Origin of the sequence: Candidatus Dechloromonas phosphoritropha, from assembly GCA_016722705.1 — a bacterium.
GTDB lineage: Bacteria > Pseudomonadota > Gammaproteobacteria > Burkholderiales > Rhodocyclaceae > Azonexus > Azonexus phosphoritrophus.
In genome coordinates this window covers 2,785,416-2,808,374 of the sequence record JADKGN010000004.1, presented here as the reverse complement: position 1 = coordinate 2,808,374, position 22,959 = coordinate 2,785,416, and the positions used below count along the sequence as shown (strand labels likewise).

The following is a 22,959-nucleotide window of genomic DNA, read 5'->3' as shown; positions in this document are numbered from 1 at the left end:
GCCTAAACGAGACCGCCTATGGACTATTCTATCCCAACCCAGCTTCACTTTCCCGCCAGCGCCGGATTTACGATCCGGGCAGAGTTTGACGGCGGGGCGATGTCCTCCGACTTTGGCGCACTCCTGTTGCGTGGCATCGACCTGCAAATCGGCCTGATTCCCCGCCTGGTCAGCGCGATTCACGACAAACGCCACGCCTCGTACATTGACCATCCCCTGGCCGACCTGCTTCGTCAGCGGATATTCCAGACCGCCAGCGGTTACGCCGACGGTAATGACGCCAACACGCTGCGGCGCGATCCGCTGTTCAAACTGGCGGTCGGTCGTGCCCCGCTGGACGAGGGAAATGACCTGGCCTCCGGCCCCACGCTCTCCCGGCTCGAAAACAGCGTATCGCGCAAAGACATTTACCGCCTGGCCAAAAGCTTCGTCGACGCCTTCATCGCCAGCTACGCCCAAGCGCCTGCCGTGATCGTGCTCGATATGGATCACTCGGAGGATGCCACTCACGGGCAGCAGGAACTGGCGTTCTATAACCCCCACTACGGGAATCACTGCTACCTGCCGCTGTTTCTCTTCGAAGGACTTTCCGGGAAGTTCATTACTGCCGTCCTGCGTCCGGGCAAACGCCCGACTGGCAAGGAGAACGCGGCCATCATCAAGCGCGTGCTGCGCTTGCTCCGCCAGGCTTGGCCCGAGACCCACATCATTCTGCGCGGGGATGGCCACTTCTCGAATCCCGAACTGATGGCCTTGTGCGCGTCCGATCCGCATCTGGACTTCCTCTTCGGCCTGGCCGGCAACCAGGTGCTCTCGCCCAAGGCCGAGCCGCTGCTGAAGAAAGCCCGTGCGCTGCACCAGACACACAGCGCCAACGCCCAGCGCCTGGGGAACGCCGAGCCTGCGGCGACACGACTGTACGACGATATCGAGTATCAGGCGGGCTCGTGGCCCAAGGCTTACCGCGTGGTGGTCAAGGCCGAGGTGATGGCCTTGGGTGACAACCCGCGGTACGTGGTGACCTCGCTGTCCGACCCGACGCCTGATGTGCTTTACAAAGAGCTGTACTGTGCTCGAGGGCAGGACGAGAACTTCATCAAGGCGGTGAAGAACGACTTGGCCAGTGACCGGACCTCCGATCATGCCTTCCTCGCCAATCACCTGCGGCTGTTCTATTCGTGTGCGGCGTATGGGTTGATTCACGGCTTGCGCGAGAACACGCTGGTGCATACGGAACTGGCCAAGGCGCAACCGCTGTCGATTATCCTGAAACTCTTTAAGTTGGCGGTGCGCGTGGTGCAGTACAAGGATCGGATCAAGCTGTCCTTGCCTACGTCGTGTCCGATGAAGGGGTGCTGGCGCGGGTGACCGAGTTGCTTTACCTCGTCCCGCGCCCGCCGGCACCGGCCTGATCGACTCGGCGACGCCGTCTCATGCTACCGACTCGAATCCGCTTGAGCGGAGGTCAGGTCTCGCCAGCGCTCTGTCCAGGGATCGATGGCGGCAGGGTGTGATGCCCAAAAGTTGGGGTATTTGGCCGATCGTGGCGGGTTGGCAGCAAAATTCGCAGCAAGCTGACTCGCATCACGGCTGGAATGGCACGACATTGACATCGCGCGGCGGGTTTATGAAACATCCGGGCTAATCGATTTCGCATTAGGCGGAGCCTACGAACTAGGCGTTTTATCCTCAAATACACACACCGTTTGGTCGCTTGCGACAGGCAGCAGACTTGGTGTCGGAAACGATCCAACATACGTCAAAACCACCTGCTTCGAGAAATTCCCCTTCCCCGCCGCCAGCCCCGAACAGCAAGCCCGCATCGCCGCCCTGGCCGAACATCTCGACGCCCACCGCAAGCGCCAGCAGGCCGCCCATCCCGAGCTGACGCTGACCGGCATGTACAACGTCCTCGCCAAACTGCGCAGCGGCGAAACCTTAAACGCCAAGGACAAAACCCTCCACGAAATCGGCCTCGTCGCCATCCTGCGTCAACTGCACGACGAACTCGACGCCGCCGTCCTCGCCGCCTACGGCTGGTCCGACCTGCTCCCCTTGCTCCGCAACGCGGGGAGAGGGGCCGGGGGTGAGGGGCTGCTCGAACGCCTCGTCGCCCTCAACGCCGAACGCGCCCGCGAAGAAGCCACCGGCCACATCCGCTGGCTCCGCCCCGACTTCCAGAACCCGTCTGCTATCCCCCAAGGAGACTTCGTACCGGGCGCGGTCAACCCGGAAAAGCCGGCAAAAATTGATTTGCCAGAAGCCGCCGTCGCCACCACCAAACCCGCCGCAAAGCGCCCCTGGCCCTCAACGCTGCCGGAGCAGGTGGCCGCCATCGCGCAAACATTGGCCGATAGCCCGCTCTCGCTCAGCGAACCCGAAATCGCCGAATGCTTCACCGGCAAGGGAGCGTGGAAGAAACGCCTGCCACAACTACTCGAAACCCTCGTCGCCCTCGGCCGCGCCCGCATGAGCGACAACGGCCGTTATGGAGCAAGCCGATGATCCTGCAAATCCTTATTGAAACCATTGGCCTATTGCCACTGTTCGCCCTCGTCGCTGTGGTTGTATGGAAGCGCCGGCAACTGGACAGGGATGATCGCCGCAATCCGATTACTACCGACTTGCGTAACCTGCCAGGGCATAGCCTGCAGGAGCAGTTCGACAAACTTTACGAAGCGCGGATGGACAAACTTGTCTTCGTTCTGTTAGCCGGCTTGATGGTTGCGCTTCTCATCGCGACACGGCGGATTGCCACGGAGTTCAGGCCCTGGGACTGGGTGGACACCACCGCTCTGATTGCCGCGATCGGCCTCGCCTTGTATTTCGGGCGACAGATCGCCCGCGAAATGCCCCGACAGCGCCAGATCAAGCAGGCCATCCGCGCCGAGCAGGCCACAGCACAGGAACTCGCCGCGTCGCTGGCCGGTGGCAACCGTATCATCCATGACGTTCAGGCCAAGGGTTTCAACATCGACCACGTGGTCATCACCCCGGCCGGCGTCTTCGCGGTGGAAACCAAATCACGACTGAAGCCACCGGAAGGCAACGGCGCACCCAAGGTGAAGTACGACGGTAAATCGCTGGCCTTCCCCGGCTGGACGGAAACCAAACCGGTCGAGCAGGCCGACCGTCAGGCCCGCTGGCTGGCCAATTACCTGCGCGAAGCAACCGGCGAAAACTTTTCTGTCGTCGCGGTGCTGGCCCTGCCGGGCTGGTACGTCGAACGCGCCGCACCGATTACGCCGAACATGGTGCAGGTGATCAACCCCAAGAATTCGCGCTGGCTATTATTGCCAGAGAAGAAGGCCCCGCGCCTCGAAGCTCAGGCCATCCAGCGCGCAGCTTTCGCCATCGAAAAGCTGGCGCAGGCGAAGACCGAATAGCCCAGCAGACCTCAATGCGTTTAACGTTTGACGTTAAATTAATCCCAGCATCAAGTTAGCCAGGACGATTCGTTCATTTCGTTGTGCCGATACCGAAGCTTTGTTCGCCGGCCACAGCCCCAAAAATAACAGGCCGCGAATCTAGCGGTCGCGCACCGGCAGCGGCAGGGCGATGCTCTTGTCGCGGCCCCAGAGGTCGAGCGGGTCGCCGACCGAGCGACGGAGTTCTTCCCTGGCCTTGGTGGCGGTAACCGGCTCGTCGAATGAAATAGGCTGGGCGAACGCCTGGCCTCTAAGGCGGTACAACCAAGTACGGCGTTTCACGATCATGGTGTCTCCTCCGTTGCGTCAATTGCGGAAAAGATGCTGTCCGAGAGTTGACGTTGCTACGACTGTACTCCAATTTGCGGGGCCTTGCTGCTTTTACAGCCTCTTCTGCGGCCCGCCGCGCGGCAATTTTCGCGCCCCGCATGCCGCTTCGCTCAGGCATCCGGCAGGTGCTCGAAACTGTTGAAGCTGCCGGAACCCGGGGTAACAACGACGCGCTCGACCCGGGCATGAGCCGGGCCGCGATGCGCGCAGGCGATCAGGTCATCCACGGCAGCCTCGTCGCCGGCCACCATCGCTTCGACGCGCCCGTCACCAAGATTGCGCACCCAGCCGACGAGGCCCAGCCGCCGTGCCTGATCGACCATGAACCAGCGGTAACCGACGCCCTGGACCCGGCCTTCGATCAGCAGATGACGGACGACGCGCTTCATGTGTGCTCCCGATGCCCCCGGCTAGTCAAGTCTGACCCCAGGCAGCACGGCGCCATGGCGCTCATTGGTAACGCAACGCTTCGATCGGGTCGAGGCGCGCCGCCTTGCGCGCCGGGTACCAGCCGAAGAAAATGCCAACGGTGGCGGCGACGGCAAAGGCAACCAGCGCGGCGCTGCCGGATATGACGATGACCATGCCGGTGAAAACGTTGATCGCCAGCGCAATGCCAAGGCCGAGCACCAGGCCGAGCAGGCAGCCGGCGAAGGAGATCATCACCGCTTCGAGCAGAAATTGCGTCAGGATGTCCTTCTGGCGGGCGCCGATAGCCATGCGGATACCGATTTCGCGCGTCCGTTCGGTGACCGAGACGAGCATGATGTTCATGATGCCGATGCCGCCGACCAGCAGCGAGATGGAAGCAATGGCGCCGAGCAGAATGGACATGGTGCGCGTGGTTTCGGCTTCCGACTCGGCGGCGGCCGACAGGTTGCGCATGAAGAAGTCGTTGGGTGTTCCTTCGCGCAGGCGGTGGCGCTGGCGCAACAGCGCCGTCATGTCGGCCTCGACCTTGGGCATCGCCTCGGCCGATTCGGCCTGCACCATGATCATCCGTACCGAGCCCAGAAAGGGCGTACCGAACACCTTGCGTTGGGCTGTGGTGAGCGGAATGATCACGGTATCGTCCTGGTCGCGACCGTCGAGGCTCTGGCCCTTGCTGCCGAGCACGCCGATGACGATGAACGGGTTCTGCTGGATGCGCATGGTCTTGCCGACCGGGTTTTCACCGTTGAACAGATTCTCGACAACAGTCTTGCCAACCAGTGCGACGCGGGTCGCCGAACGGACGTCGGAATCGCCGAAGGAGGCGCCGCTGACGATGGTCCAGGCGCGCGCCTCGAGGTAGGCAGGCGTCGTGCCGACCACCGAAGTGTTCCAGTTCTGCGAGCCGTAGACGAGTTGCCGCGAGCCCTGGTGCGTCGGCGCCACATTGGCGACACCATCGAGTTCGCTAATCGCTTCGGCATCGCCAACGTTAAGTGTCGGTGCCCCGGCCGCGCCGCTGCGCACACCTGCTGTGGTAAACGACCCCGAGAGGACAATGTAGAGATTGGCGCCCATGGTGCCGATCGTCTGCTGCACGGCGTACTGCGCACCCTGGCCAATGGCCATCATGATGACGACGGCGCCGACGCCGATCACCATGCCGAGCATGGTCAGCGCCGTGCGCAACCGGTTGGCGCCCATCGCCATCCAGGCTTCGCCGAGCATCGCCTTCAGCACGGCGCGGCCTCATCATGACTGGAAGTTGCGTGGTCGCTGACGATATGGCCATCGAGAAAGCGCACCTGACGCCTGGCATGCGTCGCGATATCCGGTTCATGAGTGACGAGAACGATGGTGATCCCCTCGCGGTTCAGTTCGTCGAAGAGCACCATGATTTCCTCGCTGGTAAGGCTGTCGAGGTTGCCGGTCGGCTCGTCGGCGAGGATCAGACGCGGCTGGTTGACCAGCGCCCGGGCAATCGCCACGCGCTGCTGCTGGCCGCCGGAAATGCGGCTGGGCAGCGAGTCAGCGTACTTTGCCAGGCCGACCTTGTCGAGCACGGCGCGGGCGGCGGCACGCCGTTCGTCCTTGCCGGTTCCGCCATAGACCAGCGGCAACGCAACATTGTCGAGCAGGTTCATGCGTGGCAGCAGGTTGAAACCCTGGAAGACGAAACCGAGCGTGTGGTTGCGCAGGCGCGCCAGCGCATCCTTGTCCATGTGGGCCACGTTCTTGCCGGCCAGAAAGTAGTCGCCGCTGGTCGGCGTATCGAGACAGCCGAGCAGGTTCATGAAGGTCGACTTGCCCGAACCTGAGGGGCCCATGATGGCGATGAAGTCGCCGGGCTGGATTTCCAGGTCGACACCCTTCAGCGCCGGGAAAAGCCCGGCCGCCGTCTCGTAGGACTTGCCCAGCCCGACCACGCGGATCACCGGCTCGGTCATAAGGGCGCGCTCACCGTGATCACGCCCTAAAACATCCGCATGCCGACGCTCGAGGGCTTGCTGCCGGCGTTGGTGTTTTCGCCGGTGACAACGCGGTCGCCCGCCTTCAGGTCGCCACTGACGATCTCGGTATTGCGGTTGTCGGTGATGCCAAGCTGCACGCTGACCGGCCTGATCTCGCCGCCGTCGAGCACGTAGACCGTGCCGCTCTGGCCGTCGCGCTTCTTGCCCTTCTTGTCGCCCGCTCCCGTGCCGCCCATACCACCCATGCCTCCACCCATGCCGCCCATACCCGGTCCGGGACCGGAGGTTGGCCCTGCACTCCCTACGGTCGCGGTCGACGGCGAATTTTGCCCGTTTTCTGCCTTCTTCTCGGCGGCGTCGGCCGGCTTGAAACGCAGCGCGGCGTTGGGCACCAGCAACACGTCCTCGCGTATCTGCACGCCGATATTGACGTAGGCCGTCATGCCCGGCAGCAAGGTCAGGTCGGGGTTATCGACCCGGATCCGCACGTTGTAGGTGACGACGTTCTGCTGGTTGGTCGGATTGAGGCGTATCTGCTGTACCTCGCCCTGGAAATTGCGATTGGGAAAGGCGTCGACGGTGAAGCGTACCGGCAGGCCTTCCTTGATGTTGCCGATATCGGCCTCGGCAAAACTGGTGTCGATGGCCATCTTGGACAGATCCTGGGCGATCTGGATCAGCACCGGCGTCTGGAAGCTGGCCGCTACCGTCTGGCCAATGTCAACCAGACGCGCGACGACGACGCCCGACACCGGCGAGGTAATGATTGAATAGCTCAGGTTGACCTGATCCTTGTCAGCCGCCGCCTTGGCCTGTGACAGTTGCGCCTGCGCCGATTTGAGGCCTTGCAGGGCCAGATCATAATCTTGGCGCGACACGTACTCCTTGTCCAGGAGGGCTTTCATCCGCGCTTCGTTGGCCTTGGCCAGATCGAGCGCCGCCTGCTGGTTAACCACGTTGGCCGCGCTCTGGCGCACGATGGTCTGCAGCAGGGACTGATCCAGTTCAAGCAGTTTCTGCCCGGACGCCACCTTGTCGTTGAAATCGACATAAAGTTTCTTGACCGTCCCCGACACCTGGGTGCCGACGTTAACCAGGACCAGCGGGTTGAGCGTGCCGTTGGCCGACACCGTCTGCGTCACGTTGCCTTTTTCGACCGCCACCAGCTTGTAACGCTGCTCGGGGTTCATCGCCGCGCGCTGATTGGCGTACCAGACGCCACCGGCCAGGCCGGCCACCACCGTCACGCCGAGGAGAATCTTGCCGATGTGTTTCATCATCTTCCTTCCGCCGGTTGCAGCAGCGTGTAATCGAGGGCGCCGACCGCCTGCGCCAGCGTGGCGCGGAATACGAACCAGTCAAGCGCCGCCTGGATTCGTTGCAGGCGGGCGCTGGCCAGCGCGCTCTGAGCAACCAGCAAATCGAGAACGGTGCCGACACCGGCCTTGTAGCGGCCGAGCGCGACGCGCTCCGACTGCTCGGCGCTGGCCACCAGATCGAGCGTCGTCATGAGGCTCTGGGTGGCCGTCGTCAGGCTCTGGTAGGCGCGCCAGACATCAAGCGCCACCTGATTTTTCAGGCGGTCGAGCTGCGCCGTCCGGGCATCGACCTGCGCCTCGGCGGCACGTACCCGGTAGGTCGTGTCGAAACCGGAGAAAATCGGCAGGTCGACCGTGACACCGATGATTCCGCCATTCGTCGCGATGCGGTCAACCTCGGCCCACGTCTGCCCCGTCGATATACTGACCGTCGGCCTCCCCTGCGCGCGGGCCAGATCGACACCGGCCTCGGCGGCCCTGACCTGGGCTTCGGCGGCCTTGAGATCGGGCCGCCGCACCTCGGCTTCGGCGATCAGCGCCGCGACCTCCTGCGTGAAGGCAGCATCCGGGAGCGTGGCGGGTGGCGGGGTCAGCGTCAGCTTCTGCCCGGCCGTGAAGCCGAGCGCATTGGCCAGCGTACCGAGGGCGTTGCGCGCCTCGCCCTCGGCCCGTATGCGGTTCAGCGTCGCCTGCGACAGAGCCGTCTGTGCCAGCAGGCGGTCGCTCGGGGTCGCGACACCGACCTTGTAGCGCGCTTCGGCAGCGTTGAATCCTTCGCGCGCCGCGCGCTCTGCTTCAGCGGTCGAGACCACGGCAGCCTGCGTCGCCTGCGCCGTGTAGAAGCTCTGCAAAGCAGATAGGAATAGCGACTGGACAGTGGAATCCTGAGTCGCGGCGGCAGCTTCGAGCAATTGCCGGGCACTCTCGCCAGTCGCCGAGCGCGCCCCGGAATCGAAAACCAGCCAGGACAGTGTCAGCGCAGCGCTGCTCGAGTTGTAGTTGCGCTGTTGGCTCCACAGGCGGCTGGCGCCCAGCCGGCCATCGAGATTCGGCAGCCAGGCGGCCTCGGCGACCCCGACCTGCGCCGCCTGATAACGCGCCGCGGCCCATACCTCGCGGGTCTGCGGATTGTTGCAGAGCGCCAGGTCGACCGCATCGATCGCTGTCAGCGCCGCCGCCGGCAGCTCGCGAGAGCACGGCACATCGGCGCTGCGCCCGGCCGACTGCGGTGACGGCCGCGGCGGCGTCAAGGCGTCGGTACCAAACGGATCGCTCAAGCCCGCCGCGCCGGCCGGCAGGGCCAGGCAGAGTGCGACGGCGACGATCGGGAGTAACGGCTTTGTCATGGGCACATAGTTTAGCGCTCCTTGATCCATTCAAGCTGTTACAGATTGTTGCCACCGGTCGATGCCAGGAGATAGCGGCCACTGAAAAATTGCTGCATTGCGGTAAAATCGCCGCACCATGCTCTATCCACTCATCCGCAAGTTCTTCTTCGCCCTCGACGCCGAGACCGCCCACGGCATCGGCATGCACGGTATCGCCTTTCTCGGTGCCACCGGCCTCGCCGGCTGTCTCGCCAAGCCGGTAACGCCCTGCCCGGTCGAGGTCATGGGCCTGAAATTCCCGAATCCGGTCGGACTCGCCGCCGGACTGGACAAGAATGGCGACCATATCGACGGCCTGGCCGGCCTCGGTTTCGGCTTTCTGGAAATCGGCACCATCACGCCGCGCCCGCAGGACGGCAACCCGAAGCCGCGCCTGTTCCGCATCCTGGAAGCGCAGGGCATCATCAACCGCATGGGTTTCAACAACGCCGGCGTCGACAAACTTCTGGAAAATATCCGGGCGGCTGAATTTCCGAAAAAAGGTGGCATCCTCGGCATCAATATCGGCAAGAACGCGACGACGCCGATCGAGCATGCCGTCGACGATTACCTGATCTGCCTGAACAAGGTCTACAACGACGCCAGCTACATCGCGGTCAATATTTCGTCGCCCAACACCAAGAACCTGCGCGAACTGCAAAACGACGACGCGCTCGAAGACTTGCTCTCGCAACTCAAGGCGCGTCAGAAGCAGCTTGCCGACAAGCACGGGCATTACGTGCCGATGGCGCTCAAAATCGCGCCTGACCTCGACGACGCGCAGATCACGGCGATTGCCGTCGCCCTGCGCCGCCACCGCATGGATGGCGTCATCGCCACCAACACCACGGTGTCGCGCGCGGGCGTCGCGGGGCTGCCCAACGCCAACGAAACCGGTGGGCTGTCCGGGGCGCCGGTTTTCCGCAAATCCACCGATGTCCTGAAAAAGCTGGCGACCGCGCTCGGCGGCGAACTGCCGATCATCGGCGTCGGCGGCATCATGAGCGGCGCCGATGCGGCCAAAAAGGTCCGCGCCGGAGCGAGCCTGGTGCAGTTCTACAGCGGTTTCATCTATCGCGGCCCGGATCTGGTCGGCGAAGTGGCTGAAACGCTCGCCAATGTGCTGAAGAAACGGGGCTAAACCCTTATTTTCATTGCGGTTGTTCGCACTGCGGCAAAATCGGATAATACGAGCCTCAACTCCCCCCCAACTCATGAGCCACTACCTTTTCATCCTCGTCGGCGCGGTGCTGGTCAACAACGTCGTGCTGGTGAAAATTCTCGGTCTTTGCCCCTTCATGGGCGTTTCCAAGAAACTGGAGACTGCTTACGGCATGGGCGCCGCCACGACTTTCGTGCTGACCATGGCGACCGGGGCCAGCTACATCATCGACCATTACCTGCTCCTGCCCTTCGGGCTCGAGTATCTGCGCACCCTGTCCTTCATCGTCACCATCGCCGCCATCGTCCAGCTCACCGAAATGGTCATCGCCAAAACGTCGCCGATGCTGCAGCAGACGCTGGGCATCTACCTGCCGCTGATCACGACCAATTGCGCGGTGCTTGGCGTGCCGCTGCTCAACATCGCCAACGGCCATAATTTCGTTGAATCGCTGCTCTTCGGCGCCGGTAGCGCGGTCGGCTTCTCGCTGGTGCTGATCCTCTTTTCCGGCATCCGCGAACGCATCGAAGGCGCCGACGTGCCGGTGCATTTCCGCGGCGTCGCCATCGCCATGGTCACCGCCGGCCTGATGGCGCTGGCCTTCATGGGCTTCGCCGGTCTGGACCGGTACCAGTAATGGAAATCGCGCTCGCCATCGCCATCATGGCCCTCGGCGCCGTCGTGCTCGGCGCCGCGCTCGGCTTCGCGTCGATCAAGTTCAAGGTCGAGGGCAACCCGCTGGTCGAGAAGATCGAGGGCATATTGCCGCAGACGCAATGCGGCCAGTGCGGTTTCCCCGGCTGCAAGCCCTACGCCGAAGCGATCGCCAAGGGCGAGGCCGACATCAACCTGTGCCCGCCGGGCGGCATGGAAGGCGTGCAGAAGCTGGCCGACCTGCTCGGCCGCGAGGTCAAGGACCTGGAAGCCGAGGAAAAGCCCAAGCAGGTCGCAATCATCGACGAGAACACCTGCATCGGCTGCACGCTGTGCATCCAGGCCTGCCCGGTCGATGCCATCGTCGGCGCCGCCAAGCAGATGCACACCATCATCGGCCCGCTGTGCACCGGTTGCGAACTGTGCCTGCCGCCGTGTCCGGTCGAGTGCATCCGCATGGAGCCGATCGGCGAGAACATCGACAACTGGAAATGGAAATACCCGGTCATCGAAATCAAGCCTGCATCGGGCAAGCGCCCGCCGCTGCAAGAGGCCGCCTGATGTTGATGAACCTGTTCAAGTTCAAGGGCGGCGTCAAGCCGCCAACCAACAAGACACAATCGACCGGCCTGCCAATAGCCCTGGCGCCATTGCCGTCGCGCCTCGTCGTGCCGCTGCACCAGAGCATCGGCGGCATGCCGCGCCCGGTCGTCGGGGCTGGCGACAAGGTGCTCAAAGGCCAGTTGATCGGTGAAGCCGACGGCTGGATCTCGGCCGCCGTTCATGCGCCGACCTCGGGCACCGTGACCGAAGTGGCAATGCACGTCCAGCCGCACCCCTCCGGCCTCGATGCTTTGTGCGTCGTTATCGAACCCGACGGCAAAGAAGAATGGATCGAACACGGCCCGCTCGACTACGCCGCCATGACCCCGGAAGCGGTGCGCGAGCACTTGCGCCAGGCCGGTGTCGTTGGCCTCGGCGGCGCGGTCTTCCCGACTCACGGCAAGCTGACGCCGGCAAAAACGGTGCCGATGGAGGAGTTGGTCATCAACGGCGCCGAGTGCGAGCCCTTCATCACCTGCGACGACCTGCTGATGCGCGAACGCGCCGAGGAAATCGTGCGCGGCAGCGGCATCTTCCGCGACCTGCTGCAGCCGAAAAAAGTCCTGATCGGTATCGAGGACAACAAGCCGGAAGCCGCCGCCGCGATGCGCGCCGCGGTCGACGCGCTAAACGAGCCGTTCCTCGTCGTCCAGGTGCCGACGTGCTACCCGGCCGGCGGCGCCAAGCAGTTGATCCGCTCGCTGACTGGCAAGGAAGTGCCGGCCTCCAAACGCTCGACTGATCTCGGGGTCCAGTGCTTCAACGTCGCCACCGCCTACACCGCCTGGCGCGCCATCGCTCATGGCGAACCTGTGGTCTCGCGCATCGTCACGGTCAGCGGCAACGTCCACGCACCACGCAACTATGAAGTCCTGTTCGGTACGCCGATGAACGAATTGCTCGATCTGGCCCAGCCGTATCCGGACACCGACGGCATCATCATGGGCGGGCCGATGATGGGCTTTCTTGTCCCCGACAAGCATGCCCCGGTGGTCAAGGCGACCAATTGCCTGATCGCCCACACCGAGCGCCTGTTCCCACCCAAGGCGCCGGAAATGCCGTGCATCCGCTGCGGCGCCTGTGCCGAGGCCTGTCCGCACGAACTGCAGCCGTTCGAGATGTACTGGTTTTCCCGCGCGAAAAATTTCGGCAAGACGCAGGAGTACCACATCTTCGACTGCATCGAATGCGGCTGCTGCTCCTACGTCTGCCCGTCGCGCATCCCGCTGGTCCAGTATTTCCGCTTTGCCAAGAGCGAGATCTGGGCGCGCGAACGTGAAAAGAATGCCTCCGAGGGTGCCAAGGCGCGCTTCGAATTCAAGCAATTGCGCGACGAGCGCGAAAAAGCGGAAAAGGCCGAGAAGCTGGCCAAGGCGGCCGCCGCGCAGGCCGCCAGGAAGGCCGCCGATGCTGCCGCGGCGGCGGTCGTAGCCGACACCGCGCCAGCCGCGTCGGGCGGAACTGGCGAACCCGCGCCGCAAGCCGCGCCTGCCCCGGTCGACGCCGAAAAAGAGGCAAAAATGGCTATCATCCAGGCCGCGATGGAGCGTGCCAGGGCACAACGCGAAGCCGCCCGGCCAAAGAACACCGACAATCTCAGCCCCGAACAGGGAAAGGTCGCGGCAGAGATCGAGGCCCGCCGCGCCGCCGCTCACCTGATTGACGCCGAGCCGGCTGCCACGCCCGCCAGCGGGAAACCCGTGTAATGTTCGCCCCCGCCCCATTCCTGCTCAAGGATATCAGCGTCAGCCGGGTGATGACCCAGGTCTGCATCGCGTTGCTGCCCGGTATCGCCGCCTATGTGTGGCTGATCGGCCCGGCGATCCTGGCGCAACTGGTCATTGCGTCGCTGGCGGCGCTGCTCGCCGAAGCACTTATGCTGAGAGCGCGCGGCAAGCCACTGGAGATGTTCCTTTCCGATGGTTCGGCGATCGTCACCGCCTGGCTGATCGCCCTGGCTTTTCCGCCGCTCGCGCCGTGGTGGCTGGTGGCGCTCGGCACGGTATTCGCCATCGTCGTCGCCAAGCACCTCTACGGCGGCCTTGGCCAGAACCCTTTCAACCCGGCGATGATCGCCTTCGCCGTCTGCATCGTTTCCTTCCCGGCACTGATGTCGCAGTGGCCGAGCGCCGGGCTGCAACTGAGCTTCAGGGAGCAGGTCGACGTCATCCTCGGCCTGGCGCCACGCGTAGACGCGCTGACCGGCGCGACGCCGCTCGATGCGCTGAAGACCGCACTCAAGCTCGACGATGCCCATGTCAACGTCGGCCAACTGCTGGCCAACCAAGACATTTTCGGCAACTTCGCCGGGCGCGGCTGGGAATGGGTGGCCGGCGGCTACCTGCTCGGCGGTCTCTGGCTGTGGCAGCGCCGGATCATCACCTGGCACATCCCCCTCGCCTTCGTCGGCGGTCTGACGGCAGTCTCCGGCGCGCTCTGGCTGGCCAACCCGGCGCAGTTTGCCAGCCCGCTGTTCCACATGTTCTCGGGCGGCGCCATGCTCGGTGCCTTCTTCATCGCCACCGATCCCGTTTCCGGGTGCGCAACGCCGCGCGGCAAGCTGATCTTTGGCGCCGGCGCCGGGCTGCTCACCTACATCATCCGCGTTTTCGGCGGTTACCCGGATGGCGTCGCCTTCGCCGTGCTGTTGATGAACCTTGGCGCGCCACTGATCGACCTGCTCTGCCAGCCGCCGATCTTCGGCCTCAAGGACAAGTCATGACCGCCGGCAAGAAGGATATCTCCGCCCCAGGCATGGCGCTGCGCACGGCCGCCATTCTTTTCGTTTTCGTCATCCTGTTCACCGGCCTGCTGTCGGCCGCCTACCTGTGGACAAAGCCGGCGATCGAAGCCTCGGCCGCCGAGGAAAAGATGAAGCTGGTCGACGAAGTGCTGCCGCGCTCGGAATATGACAACGCCCTGCTCAGCGACACGCTGACCCTGCCACCGACGCCCGAGCTCGGCCTCGACGAGCCGACGACGCTGTATCGGGCACGAATGGACGGCCAGCCGGTGGCGCTGGTGTTCGAGGCGGTCGCCCCCGATGGCTACGCCGGCAAGATCAGGCTGCTGATCGCCCTGCGCGCCGACGGCACGGTCGCCGGCGTGCGCGTCACCCAGCACAAGGAGACGCCGGGCCTCGGCGATTATGTCGACCCGAAGAAGGACAAGAACAAGGTCGCGCCGTGGATAGGCCAGTTCGCCGGACTGTCGCTGGCCACCGTCAGCGACCCCGGCTGGCGGGTCAAGAAGGACCACGGCCGTTTCGATTACTACGCCGGCGCCACGGTCACCCCGCGCGCCGTCGTCAAGGCGGTGCACAAAGCTGTCAAATGGGCCGACCTGCAACGCGACAGGCTGCTCGCCGAAACTGGAGGCAAGCCATGATCACTCGTGAAGAACTGAGGAATATCGCCGGCAACGGCATCTGGAAGCAGAACTCGTCGATTGTCCAGATTCTCGGCCTCTGTCCACTGCTGGCGGTGACCACCAACGCGGTCAACGGTATCATGCTGTCGCTGGCGACGATCATCGTCATGGCCGTCGCCAACGTGGCCGTCGCCTCGCTGCGCAACTTCATCCCGCACGAGATCCGCATCCCGGTCTTCATTCTGATCATCGCCGCGCTGGTCACCGTCGTCGACCTGATGTTCAACGCCAATTTGCACGAACTTTATCTGGTGCTCGGCATCTTCATCCCGCTGATCGTCACCAACTGCATCGTGCTGGCGCGCGTCGAGGCCTTCGCCGCCAAGAACCCACCGCTGCAATCGACGCTCGACGGTGTCTTCATGGGTGTCGGCATGTTGTGGACTTTGGCCCTGCTCGGCGCCATGCGCGAACTACTGGGCGGCGGCACGCTGTTCAGCGGCGTCGACATGGTCTTCCCCGACCTGCAGCCGATCCAGTTGCTGCCCGAGAGCTATCCTGGCTTCCTGCTGGCGATGCTGCCCCCGGGCGCCTTCATCCTGCTCGGCTGCATGATTGCCTGGAAGAACTGGATGGACGCCCGCGCCGCCCGGCGCGTCCAGCGCAAGCCGCGGCAAACAGCGGCAGTAGCCGGCGTGCATTAGCTCCGCACACAAATCACAAAATTTTTGAGTTGTCTGACAACCAAAACGAGATCCATGCGTTAGTTCACTCCAGATTCGATCATATTGGAGAATTCGCAGTGCGTTGGTTGATGGTCGCGGCTCTGACCGCGCTAACTTCTTTGGTTGTCAATGCTGCCGAGCCGGCGGCCGCCGAGGCTCTGGCGGCGGACGTCGCGGTCGCGGATCAGGCGGTTACGGTGACCCCGGTCCCGATGCCTGTCCGCGTGACCGAATTGCGAGTCGGCGTGGAGCGCGTCGCCTATATGCGACCGGCCAAACAGTCGAAGGGAGCCACAGCCAGGAGGATCGAGAAATCGATGCTCTCCCGTACGGAACGTCGCCAAGTCGCGTTGCTGGCGACAAGACCAATAGTCGGCACGCCCGTGCCGTACACCCTGGTGGACGACAGCGACGTCGACTACGGTGCCGAGGACCTCGATCTCCACCGCTCCTTCAGCCGCCCGAGGGTGGCCAAGGTGTCCGACCAAGACGACGAGGACGCCATTCTGCCCATCCCGGAGACCGTGAAACTCCGGTTGTACATTGCCCGCATGAAGGCGGTCGAGGCGCTCGTGATGGCCAGGGCGGCTGATCAACGGAGCGCCGGCGACGGCGACCTCCCGGATACGGTCAGGCAGAGGCTGCTGCTGGCTCGCACACAGGCCGTGCAGGCGCACCGGAAAAAGTTCTCGTAAGCCGGGGCGGATCAGCCGAACTGTTTCAGAAGTCCGTGGTGATCAGGACAGGTCCACCTTCATGACCAGACTGCGCTGCTGCTGTCGGTTGACTGCTCAACCGAATCAGCGCCGCGCATCCTCAATACCAGACCGTCATTCACCACCGACGCTTCCCCTTGCCGGGATTCCGATGCCGTGCCACACCATGAGGCTCCTCAAGGGCGCCTGATCACCCGGGAATCGGCTTTCCGGTCTCCCGGCGAAGATCGCTTGTCGCCCGCGTGAGCGACAAGGAACTCGAGCAGACAACATTTCATCTCCCGGCTATGCGAACAACTGTCAGCGACAATTGTTCAAATGCGAATGTTTCCTATTTACAAAACATCAAACCAGCTCTAAGATGCGAATCATTCTCAACTAAAGGAATGACCATGCGCTCACTGGTATTCAATGTCTCCATCGCCGGCACCCTGCTCTGGTGCCTCCTGGTCGCTGTCGCGCGCTGATGATGTCGACATCCGAACTCTGGGCCGGCGCCCTCAGCCTGATCCTGATCCACGACGAAAGCGGCTGCCCACACTCCGCACTCAACGCAGCCCGCATCCTCGATCGCCTGTGCGATTCGCCGGCTCTTGATAACGAAACCCGCGCGCTGTGCGAACGGGCCAGCAATCGCCTGATTCAGGGCGAATATCGGCAGGAGCGTTGAGTGTCCGAGCCACCGTTTCGCTTCGCTACCACCGCCCTGGCCACTGCGCCGAAACCTCCGGAATTGTCTCGAATGACGTCATGCCCTCAACTGGCATCTGAAATTCAGGGATCGCGGCGGCGCAAACTATGGGAAATCAGCACCAAGGCCCACTGCCCGATTATCGGTGTCTGTTTCAGCACCGAAGACCTGCGGGCACTGATTTCCAAAGTGATGAATTTTCCGCGCGGGACCAGCGATTACACGCTGCACACGACAGCCGTCAGTGCCTGCGACGAACGCAGCCAGCTCGCCGAGTTGTTGCACAAGGCATTGGAGAAGCGCTTTCAGTTGACCATCCGGCGCTTTTCAGCCGCCCGGGATGGAAACGCACTGCGGGCGCTCTGGTTGCAAGCAACTAGCAGCGGCTGCGAAATTCCTGCTGCGCTCTGGGCCAGTTGGACACATCCCGCCTGCGACGCCCAACTCGAGCAGGAAATATACGGCGATATCCATATGATCCAGCATCAAATTGGCTCGGGTATGCGTGCCGATTTGCATGCTCTGCAAGCACTGCGCGCCGACAATGAGCAATTGCGCCAGGAACTCGCTGCGGCACGGCGTGCGAACGAATCCCTGCGCAATGAAAAATCACGGGAAACGCAGGCACTTGGCCAGCGTGTCGCCGAACTCCGCGCCGAACTGGCCGGAAAAGACGCCCAGGGCGAGCGACTCGCCAGCGAAATCGGCAGTCTGCGCCAGGCCCTGGCCAGTCTTCGAGATCAGAAAACTCTCGCCCGCCGGGCAAGTGACGCCGAGGACAGAGCCAATGCACTGAGTGTTCATTCGAAAACGCTGGAAGACGAAGTATTGAATCTGCGGCGACTACTGACGCATGCCAATGTCGCCCTTAAGCAACTGACTGCCACAGACGAAAACTGCCTGCTTTCCGAGGTTGACCGCAAGCCTCCATCAATGCTTGACGGCAAGTGCGTTCTTTGTGTCGGGGGCCGCACTGGCGCCGTCGATGCCTACCGGCAGCTCATCGAAAACCGGGGCGGCCGCTTCCTGCATCACGATGGCGGACTTGAAGAAAGCCTGCACCGCATCGACTCGGCACTCGCCGCGGCCGATCTGGTCATCTGCCAGGCCGGCTGCATCAGCCACAACGCCTATTGGCGCGTGAAGGAACAATGCAAGCGCAGCGGAAAGCGCTGCATTTACATGAAATCGGCCGGTGTATCAGGTCTTTCCCGACTGATTGACAGCAATGCCTCGCTGACGGTCGAGGATTGAAAGACCAACACAATTTCTAATTGACAACTGCTCGCATTAATTGTTTAATGCGATCCATTCTCATTCGCATTAGTAGCAGTATGAACGCCACGATCAAATCTGCCGAGCCGCGTCGTACCCCCGCTTCCAAAGCGACAAGACCGCATGCCTCCAGCGCGGAACTATTGCGTGGCGCAAGCATGCTGGAGATCGAACATGCCGGCCAAATTTACATCTTGCGCGTCACCCGCGAAAACAAACTGATCCTGACCAAATAATGGCCCCGCCACTCGTTTTTCCATTCCACAGCCAGCCAGCCTCCCGGGCAAGCCAGCCACAATCATTCTGGAGTCTCGCCTTGTTCAACACCAAAAAACTCGCCGCGCTGCTGGCCCTTTCCGCAACCCTCGCCACCCCGGCATTCGCCCTCGAATACCCGATTGGCGTACCCCAACAAAAGGCTGGGATGGAAATCGCCGCCGTCTATCTGCAGGCCGTCGAGATGGAACCGGACGGCATAATGAGGAAGGTCTCCGAATCGGACATCCACATCGAGGCCGACATCCACGCGCTGGCCAACAACCCGAACGGTTTCCCGGAAGGCGCCTGGGTTCCCTACCTTGTCATCAAATACGAAGTCTCGAAGATCGGTGGCGACTACAAGGCGTCCGGCGATTTCATGCCAATGGTCGCCAACGATGGTCCACATTACGGCGACAACATCAAGCTGGCCGGCCCCGGCAAGTACAAGGTGAAATACAGCATACAGCCGCCGTCGGCCAACCCGCACGCCCATTTCGGCCGCCATACCGACCGCGCTACTGGCGTCCGTCCGTGGTTCAAGCCTTTCGAAGTCGAGTACGAATTTACCTATGTCGGGATCGGCAAAAAAGGCGGTTACTGATCATGCGCCTTGCCAATTTGACCGCCGCGCTGGTCGCGGCGGGCCTGACCATGCCCGCGTTCGCTGCCAGCGACAGCGCGACACTGGAAAAACTGGCCGCCCGCCTGGAAAAACTGGAAGCGCGCAACGCCGAACTGGAGAAGGAAGTGAAGATGCTCAAGGCTGAAAGCGAACAGGTCGCCAAAAGCCTCGACAACGACCGGATCTCCGAAAACGAACCGGAACTGACCACGCGCCTAAAGGCCACCGAGAACGACGTTCTGGCGATGAAAAAACCAATCAAGGTCACCGAGTCGCTCGAAGGGATCAAGGCAACCGCCGCCCTCGCCACTGTCGTCCAGGGTGCCAGCGGCCTGCCTTCAGGCACCGCAGATGCCAGCACCCAGCTCAATTATCGGGTCGACGTTAGCGTCGAATTACCGCTAGAGCCAATCGGCGACATCGAGCACAAGCTGTTCGGCGGTTTTCGCATCGGTCAGGGACAAGGCCTCAACACTGCCTTCGCCCGCCTCGGGTACTTCGCCAGCGCGCCCAATGCCCTGGCCTTCCGCGCCAGCGGCGCCAACCCGGACGACTCGGTGGTGATTCTCGGGCAGGCCTGGTATCAGGCCGCCATTCCCCTGCCCTTCGGCGGCTTCAAGCCCGATTCGCGGGAAAAGCTGGAGATCACTTTCGGCAAGATGGATATCTTCGGATTCTTCGACCAGAACGTCGCGGCTAGCGACGAAGCGAAGCAGTTCCTGAATTCGGCATTCGTGCACAACCCGCTGCTCGATGCCGGCGGCGAAGCCGGGGTCGATGCCAACGGCTTCCAGCCGGGATTCATCGTCGCCTACGCCAACGAGAGCGACAAGACGCAACCGTGGCGGCTCTCGGTCGGCGCCTTCGGGGCCGGCGAATATGGTTCCAACTACCAGAAGAGCTTCAATTCGCCGCTCTACATGGCGCAGGCGGAAACACAACTCAATCTGTTCGGCGGCTTGACCGGCCACTATCGCGCTTATGGCTGGACGCGCGCCGAGGCGTTTGATTACAACGGCACGACGGCAAGACACTCGGGCATCGGCATCTCCGTCGACCAGCGCATCGACGACGGCATCACGCTGTTCGGTCGCTACGGGAAGCTGGTACAGGGGGAAGCGCCGTTCAATCAGGCCGTTACGCTGGGCGCCGAGTTCAACGGTAGTTACTGGGGCCGTGCTGCCGACACGCTCGGCATCGCCGGTGGCTGGCTGCAGGCGGGCAGTGGCTACAAGAGTACCAGCGCCGAAATCGACATCAACGGCGACGGCATCGCGGACTTCGCGTTCATCCCGAGCGGCGCCGAGACGGTGGCCGAAATCTATTATCGCTACCACATTTCGCCACAGTTCGAACTCAGCCCGGACTTCCAGTGGCTGACCCAGGGCGGCGCCAACCCGGACGCCAAGTCGGCCTACGTGTTCGGCTTGCGCGCCAACATCGTCTATTGAGGCATTCATGAAGCACGCTCTCCTTTCCGCAGTTTTCGGCCTTTTTCTGGCGTCGACCGCGGCCGTAGGAAGTGCAGGGCCGGCATTCGCCGACGACATGCCGACCATCAAGCTGTTGATGAAGGACGGCCGCCTCATCCCTGAAACGCTGGAGGTTCCTGCCAATATGCGTTTCCGGCTGGAGGTGACGAACGAGGGGCCGGGGGCTGCGGAATTCGAGAGCCTGGAATTGCGCAAGGAACTGGTGATGGCGCCCGGCGTCACCCGCAACCTGATTTTTCACCCGATGAAAGCGGGCACCTACAAGTTCTTCGACGATTTCCACCCGGCCACCGGCCAGGGCCGGATCATCGCCAAATAAGCGGAGCGCAGCATGGGTAACGCCCTTTTCGTAGTCTGGCGCGAAAGCCTCGAAGCCTTCCTGATCGCCGGCATTCTCTACGCCTGGCTGAAGGGCAACGACGCTACCGGGCGCGGCCGGCGGGCGCTGTTCATCGGCCTCGCCGCCGGTGTCGGGCTGGCCGTGTTGCTCGGCTGGGCATTGCTGAGCGTTCAGGACGAGTTGACCGGCAACGCGCTCGAAGTTTTCCAGATCGCCACGCTGTTCATCGCTTCCGGGCTGATTACCCAGATGGTACTGTGGATGAAGAAGAACGGCCGCCACATGAAGGCACGTCTGCACGCCGACCTTTCGGCCGCCGCGCAGCGTTCGGGCTTCGTCGGCGTCGCCGTCGTCGCCGCGCTGGCGGTGGCCCGCGAAGGGGCGGAAACGGTGATCTTCCTCTACGGCATGTCGCAGGAGAGTTCACTCGGCGCCGTGTTGCTCGGCGCGCTGGGCGGCATCGCCGGCGCCGCGGCGACCGCCTGGCTGGCTGCCAAAAGTCTGGCTCGGCTCAATATCGGCCTGCTGCTGCGCCTGTCGTCGATTCTCTTGCTGATCCTCGCCTCGGCGCTGCTGGTCATGGCGGTGGACCGGATGATCGGCAGCGGCTGGCTGCCGGCGCTGGTCGATCCGGTCTGGGATACCTCGCGGCTGATCGCCGACACGACCAAAGGCGGCAAGCTGTTGGCCGACTTCTCCGGCTATCGCGCCCGACCGGCGCTGAGCACGCTGCTCGCCTACCTCGCCTACTGGAGCGTCGTCGCCCTAGCCTATTGGAAAATATCACGTGACTGAACACGTTCTCCACTTCCAGCCGCGGGTCGAGCGAAAACAGGCTGGCCGGATCGCCCGGATCGGCCTTTTCCTGCGCCGCAACCGGCGCACGATCATCGCCGTGCAATGGCTGATCGTCGTCGTTTATGCGGCGATGGTCATCATCCCCGCCTTCCTGCCGCTGCCGCCGGAAGATGCCCATATCTGGAACAACCTGCGCCTCTTCGCGCAATTCGCCTTCTGGGGTCTGTGGTGGCCAGGGGTCATGATCGCCACGGTGACCATGGGCCGCGTCTGGTGCGGCCTGTTCTGCCCGGAGGGTGCGCTGTCCGAATGGGTCAGTCAGTACGGGCGCGGCAAGGCGCTGCCGCGCTGGCTCAAGTGGACCGGCTGGCCCTTCGTCGCCTTCGTCGCCACCACCGTCTACGGCCAACTGGTCAGCGTTTATGAATATCCGCAGGCAGCGCTGCTGGTCCTTGGCGGCTCGACCGTCGCCGCACTCGGCATCGGCCTGCTCTACGGCCGCGAAAAACGCATCTGGTGCCGCTACCTGTGCCCTGCTTCCGGCGTCTTCGCCGTACTGGCCAAGATCGCTCCGTTGCATTACAAGGTCGACCGCGCCGCCTGGGATCGTTATAGCGGAGAAGTCGAACCGGTCAATTGCGCACCGCTGCTCGACATCCGACGCATGACCAGCGCCTCTGAATGCCATTCCTGCGGGCGCTGCGCCGGCCAGCGCGATGCTGTCACCTACAGCGCCCGCTCGCCGTTCGCCGAAGTGCTCGACCTCGACGCGCCAGCCCGCACGCCGGATGCACTGACGCTGATCTACGGCGTCCTCGGTGTCGCCACCGCCGCCTTCCAGTGGACCCTCAGCCCGTGGCTGCGCAGCGCCAAGATGGCGCTCGCCGACTGGCTGGTCGAGCACAACCATTTCGCGCTGCTCGACAACAACGCACCGTGGTGGCTGCTGACCCACTACCCGGATGCCGGCGACCTGTTCACCTGGCTCGACGGCGCGCTAGTCCTCGCCTACCTGCTCGGCGGCGGCTTCGTGCTCGGCAGCCTGCTGCTGATCGGGCCGCTACTCGCCGCCCGCCTGCTCAAGGACGAAGCCCTCACCTGGCAACGCTTCGCGCTGGCGCTGACGCCGCTCGCTGCGGCCAGCGTCATCCTCGGGCTGTCGATGCTGACCGTCACCCACCTCAAGGCCGAACACCTGTGGCTCGGCTGGCTGCCCGGATTGCGCATCGCGCTGCTTGGCGCCGGGTGTTTCGGCAGCCTGTGGCTGGCATTTCAGCTAACGTCACGGTCGACGGCAAAAAATGGCCGAAAACTACTGGCTGGCGTTGCGATGTTGCTGCCGGTCGGCCTGATGGCCACCGTCTGGACTTTGGTCTTCTTCTTCTGGTGAGGCTTTCCAAAACG

Annotated in this window: 25 protein-coding genes and 1 pseudogene; 19 read left to right on the top strand and 7 right to left on the bottom strand. The window is 63.2% G+C overall.

The window, feature by feature from the left end:
* Nucleotides 1-18: 18 nt before the first annotated feature.
* Nucleotides 19-1,412, top strand: a pseudogene (locus IPP03_19375) (IS1380 family transposase).
* A gap of 277 nt (nt 1,413-1,689) precedes the next feature.
* On the opposite strand, the gene IPP03_19370 reads toward IPP03_19375, so the two are convergent.
* Nucleotides 1,690-1,878, bottom strand: a complete 189-nt coding sequence (locus tag IPP03_19370; GenBank protein MBL0354708.1) for a hypothetical protein — start codon at nt 1,876-1,878, stop codon at nt 1,690-1,692.
* A gap of 21 nt (nt 1,879-1,899) precedes the next feature.
* Between IPP03_19370 and IPP03_19365 the strand changes: the two genes are divergently transcribed.
* On the top strand, nt 1,900-2,505 hold the full coding sequence (locus tag IPP03_19365) for a hypothetical protein (GenBank protein MBL0354707.1): 606 nt from the start codon (nt 1,900-1,902) through the stop codon (nt 2,503-2,505).
* Nucleotides 2,502-3,386, top strand: a complete 885-nt coding sequence (locus tag IPP03_19360) for an NERD domain-containing protein (protein ID MBL0354706.1) — start codon at nt 2,502-2,504, stop codon at nt 3,384-3,386. Before IPP03_19365 ends, IPP03_19360 begins: the two co-directional genes overlap by 4 nt.
* Nucleotides 3,387-3,527: 141 nt before the next feature.
* Here IPP03_19360 and IPP03_19355 read toward each other — a convergent pair whose 3' ends face one another.
* The 6 genes from IPP03_19355 to IPP03_19330 form a co-directional block, all read right to left on the bottom strand.
* Nucleotides 3,528-3,716, bottom strand: coding sequence for a hypothetical protein (locus tag IPP03_19355; protein MBL0354705.1), 189 nt, complete (start codon nt 3,714-3,716; stop codon nt 3,528-3,530).
* 152 nt (nt 3,717-3,868) lie between these two features.
* Nucleotides 3,869-4,147: an acylphosphatase gene (locus tag IPP03_19350; protein ID MBL0354704.1), complete on the bottom strand. Its 279-nt coding sequence runs from the start codon at nt 4,145-4,147 to the stop codon at nt 3,869-3,871.
* A gap of 61 nt (nt 4,148-4,208) precedes the next feature.
* Nucleotides 4,209-5,429, bottom strand: a complete 1,221-nt coding sequence (locus IPP03_19345; GenBank protein MBL0354703.1) for an ABC transporter permease — start codon at nt 5,427-5,429, stop codon at nt 4,209-4,211.
* On the bottom strand, nt 5,423-6,136 hold the full coding sequence (locus tag IPP03_19340; GenBank protein MBL0354702.1) for an ABC transporter ATP-binding protein: 714 nt from the start codon (nt 6,134-6,136) through the stop codon (nt 5,423-5,425). The genes IPP03_19345 and IPP03_19340 overlap by 7 nt, the downstream gene beginning before the upstream one ends.
* A 26-nt stretch (nt 6,137-6,162) precedes the next feature.
* Entirely contained in the window at nt 6,163-7,437 is a 1,275-nt protein-coding gene (locus IPP03_19335; protein ID MBL0354701.1) for an efflux RND transporter periplasmic adaptor subunit, read from the bottom strand.
* Complete coding sequence (locus IPP03_19330) at nt 7,437-8,855, bottom strand: TolC family protein (protein MBL0354700.1); 1,419 nt, start codon at nt 8,853-8,855, stop codon at nt 7,437-7,439. The genes IPP03_19335 and IPP03_19330 overlap by 1 nt, the downstream gene beginning before the upstream one ends.
* Nucleotides 8,856-8,943: 88 nt before the next feature.
* On the opposite strand from IPP03_19330, the gene IPP03_19325 reads away from it, so the two are divergent.
* From IPP03_19325 to IPP03_19250, 16 genes are all read left to right on the top strand, one after another.
* Nucleotides 8,944-9,987, top strand: coding sequence for a quinone-dependent dihydroorotate dehydrogenase (locus tag IPP03_19325; GenBank protein MBL0354699.1), 1,044 nt, complete (start codon nt 8,944-8,946; stop codon nt 9,985-9,987).
* Nucleotides 9,988-10,060: 73 nt separating this feature from the next.
* Nucleotides 10,061-10,645 carry an electron transport complex subunit RsxA gene (rsxA, locus tag IPP03_19320; GenBank protein MBL0354698.1) on the top strand — a complete coding sequence of 195 codons (585 nt, stop codon included), beginning with the start codon at nt 10,061-10,063 and terminating at the stop codon, nt 10,643-10,645.
* 5 nt (nt 10,646-10,650) lie between these two features.
* Nucleotides 10,651-11,223 (top strand): electron transport complex subunit RsxB, encoded by a 573-nt coding sequence (gene rsxB / locus IPP03_19315; protein ID MBL0354697.1) that lies wholly within the window; start codon nt 10,651-10,653, stop codon nt 11,221-11,223.
* Nucleotides 11,223-12,971 carry an electron transport complex subunit RsxC gene (rsxC, locus tag IPP03_19310; protein ID MBL0354696.1) on the top strand — a complete coding sequence of 583 codons (1,749 nt, stop codon included), beginning with the start codon at nt 11,223-11,225 and terminating at the stop codon, nt 12,969-12,971. The genes rsxB and rsxC overlap by 1 nt, the downstream gene beginning before the upstream one ends.
* The gene (locus IPP03_19305) at nt 12,971-13,987 is read left to right on the top strand and encodes an RnfABCDGE type electron transport complex subunit D (GenBank protein MBL0354695.1); all 1,017 of its coding nucleotides are present in this window, start codon (nt 12,971-12,973) and stop codon (nt 13,985-13,987) included. Before rsxC ends, IPP03_19305 begins: the two co-directional genes overlap by 1 nt.
* Nucleotides 13,984-14,652 carry an electron transport complex subunit RsxG gene (gene rsxG, locus IPP03_19300; GenBank protein MBL0354694.1) on the top strand — a complete coding sequence of 223 codons (669 nt, stop codon included), beginning with the start codon at nt 13,984-13,986 and terminating at the stop codon, nt 14,650-14,652. Before IPP03_19305 ends, rsxG begins: the two co-directional genes overlap by 4 nt.
* Entirely contained in the window at nt 14,649-15,338 is a 690-nt protein-coding gene (locus tag IPP03_19295) for an electron transport complex subunit E (GenBank protein ID MBL0354693.1), read from the top strand. Before rsxG ends, IPP03_19295 begins: the two co-directional genes overlap by 4 nt.
* 29 nt (nt 15,339-15,367) lie before the next feature.
* Nucleotides 15,368-16,054, top strand: a complete 687-nt coding sequence (locus tag IPP03_19290; protein MBL0354692.1) for a hypothetical protein — start codon at nt 15,368-15,370, stop codon at nt 16,052-16,054.
* 490 nt (nt 16,055-16,544) lie between these two features.
* The gene (locus IPP03_19285; GenBank protein MBL0354691.1) at nt 16,545-16,745 is read left to right on the top strand and encodes a hypothetical protein; all 201 of its coding nucleotides are present in this window, start codon (nt 16,545-16,547) and stop codon (nt 16,743-16,745) included.
* 72 nt (nt 16,746-16,817) lie between these two features.
* Nucleotides 16,818-18,020 (top strand): DUF2325 domain-containing protein, encoded by a 1,203-nt coding sequence (locus IPP03_19280; GenBank protein ID MBL0354690.1) that lies wholly within the window; start codon nt 16,818-16,820, stop codon nt 18,018-18,020.
* A gap of 80 nt (nt 18,021-18,100) precedes the next feature.
* Complete coding sequence (locus IPP03_19275; protein ID MBL0354689.1) at nt 18,101-18,277, top strand: hemin uptake protein HemP; 177 nt, start codon at nt 18,101-18,103, stop codon at nt 18,275-18,277.
* Nucleotides 18,277-18,903 (top strand): iron transporter, encoded by a 627-nt coding sequence (locus IPP03_19270; protein ID MBL0354688.1) that lies wholly within the window; start codon nt 18,277-18,279, stop codon nt 18,901-18,903. The genes IPP03_19275 and IPP03_19270 overlap by 1 nt, the downstream gene beginning before the upstream one ends.
* Before the next feature lie 2 nt (nt 18,904-18,905).
* Nucleotides 18,906-20,375: a carbohydrate porin gene (locus tag IPP03_19265; GenBank protein MBL0354687.1), complete on the top strand. Its 1,470-nt coding sequence runs from the start codon at nt 18,906-18,908 to the stop codon at nt 20,373-20,375.
* A gap of 7 nt (nt 20,376-20,382) precedes the next feature.
* On the top strand, nt 20,383-20,736 hold the full coding sequence (locus IPP03_19260; GenBank protein ID MBL0354686.1) for a cupredoxin domain-containing protein: 354 nt from the start codon (nt 20,383-20,385) through the stop codon (nt 20,734-20,736).
* Nucleotides 20,737-20,748: 12 nt separating this feature from the next.
* On the top strand, nt 20,749-21,552 hold the full coding sequence (locus IPP03_19255) for an FTR1 family protein (GenBank protein MBL0354685.1): 804 nt from the start codon (nt 20,749-20,751) through the stop codon (nt 21,550-21,552).
* The gene (locus tag IPP03_19250) at nt 21,545-22,945 is read left to right on the top strand and encodes a 4Fe-4S binding protein (GenBank protein ID MBL0354684.1); all 1,401 of its coding nucleotides are present in this window, start codon (nt 21,545-21,547) and stop codon (nt 22,943-22,945) included. Before IPP03_19255 ends, IPP03_19250 begins: the two co-directional genes overlap by 8 nt.
* Nucleotides 22,946-22,959 lie beyond the last annotated feature (14 nt).

What these genes read in the sequence shown, in the direction of transcription:
- IPP03_19370 (MBL0354708.1), bottom strand. Translation starts at nt 1,878, where the DNA reads ATGGGCGGCCTGCTGGCGCTTGCGGTGGGCGTCGAGATGTTCGGCCAG.
- IPP03_19365 (MBL0354707.1), top strand. Translation starts at nt 1,900, where the DNA reads ATGTACAACGTCCTCGCCAAACTGCGCAGCGGCGAAACCTTAAACGCC.
- IPP03_19360 (MBL0354706.1), top strand. Translation starts at nt 2,502, where the DNA reads ATGATCCTGCAAATCCTTATTGAAACCATTGGCCTATTGCCACTGTTC.
- IPP03_19355 (MBL0354705.1), bottom strand. Translation starts at nt 3,716, where the DNA reads ATGATCGTGAAACGCCGTACTTGGTTGTACCGCCTTAGAGGCCAGGCG.
- IPP03_19350 (MBL0354704.1), bottom strand. Translation starts at nt 4,147, where the DNA reads ATGAAGCGCGTCGTCCGTCATCTGCTGATCGAAGGCCGGGTCCAGGGC.
- IPP03_19340 (MBL0354702.1), bottom strand. Translation starts at nt 6,136, where the DNA reads ATGACCGAGCCGGTGATCCGCGTGGTCGGGCTGGGCAAGTCCTACGAG.
- IPP03_19335 (MBL0354701.1), bottom strand. Translation starts at nt 7,437, where the DNA reads ATGAAACACATCGGCAAGATTCTCCTCGGCGTGACGGTGGTGGCCGGC.
- IPP03_19330 (MBL0354700.1), bottom strand. Translation starts at nt 8,855, where the DNA reads ATGGATCAAGGAGCGCTAAACTATGTGCCCATGACAAAGCCGTTACTC.
- IPP03_19325 (MBL0354699.1), top strand. Translation starts at nt 8,944, where the DNA reads ATGCTCTATCCACTCATCCGCAAGTTCTTCTTCGCCCTCGACGCCGAG.
- rsxA (MBL0354698.1), top strand. Translation starts at nt 10,061, where the DNA reads ATGAGCCACTACCTTTTCATCCTCGTCGGCGCGGTGCTGGTCAACAAC.
- rsxC (MBL0354696.1), top strand. Translation starts at nt 11,223, where the DNA reads ATGTTGATGAACCTGTTCAAGTTCAAGGGCGGCGTCAAGCCGCCAACC.
- IPP03_19305 (MBL0354695.1), top strand. Translation starts at nt 12,971, where the DNA reads ATGTTCGCCCCCGCCCCATTCCTGCTCAAGGATATCAGCGTCAGCCGG.
- rsxG (MBL0354694.1), top strand. Translation starts at nt 13,984, where the DNA reads ATGACCGCCGGCAAGAAGGATATCTCCGCCCCAGGCATGGCGCTGCGC.
- IPP03_19295 (MBL0354693.1), top strand. Translation starts at nt 14,649, where the DNA reads ATGATCACTCGTGAAGAACTGAGGAATATCGCCGGCAACGGCATCTGG.
- IPP03_19285 (MBL0354691.1), top strand. Translation starts at nt 16,545, where the DNA reads ATGTCGACATCCGAACTCTGGGCCGGCGCCCTCAGCCTGATCCTGATC.
- IPP03_19280 (MBL0354690.1), top strand. Translation starts at nt 16,818, where the DNA reads ATGACGTCATGCCCTCAACTGGCATCTGAAATTCAGGGATCGCGGCGG.
- IPP03_19275 (MBL0354689.1), top strand. Translation starts at nt 18,101, where the DNA reads ATGAACGCCACGATCAAATCTGCCGAGCCGCGTCGTACCCCCGCTTCC.
- IPP03_19270 (MBL0354688.1), top strand. Translation starts at nt 18,277, where the DNA reads ATGGCCCCGCCACTCGTTTTTCCATTCCACAGCCAGCCAGCCTCCCGG.
- IPP03_19265 (MBL0354687.1), top strand. Translation starts at nt 18,906, where the DNA reads ATGCGCCTTGCCAATTTGACCGCCGCGCTGGTCGCGGCGGGCCTGACC.
- IPP03_19260 (MBL0354686.1), top strand. Translation starts at nt 20,383, where the DNA reads ATGAAGCACGCTCTCCTTTCCGCAGTTTTCGGCCTTTTTCTGGCGTCG.
- IPP03_19255 (MBL0354685.1), top strand. Translation starts at nt 20,749, where the DNA reads ATGGGTAACGCCCTTTTCGTAGTCTGGCGCGAAAGCCTCGAAGCCTTC.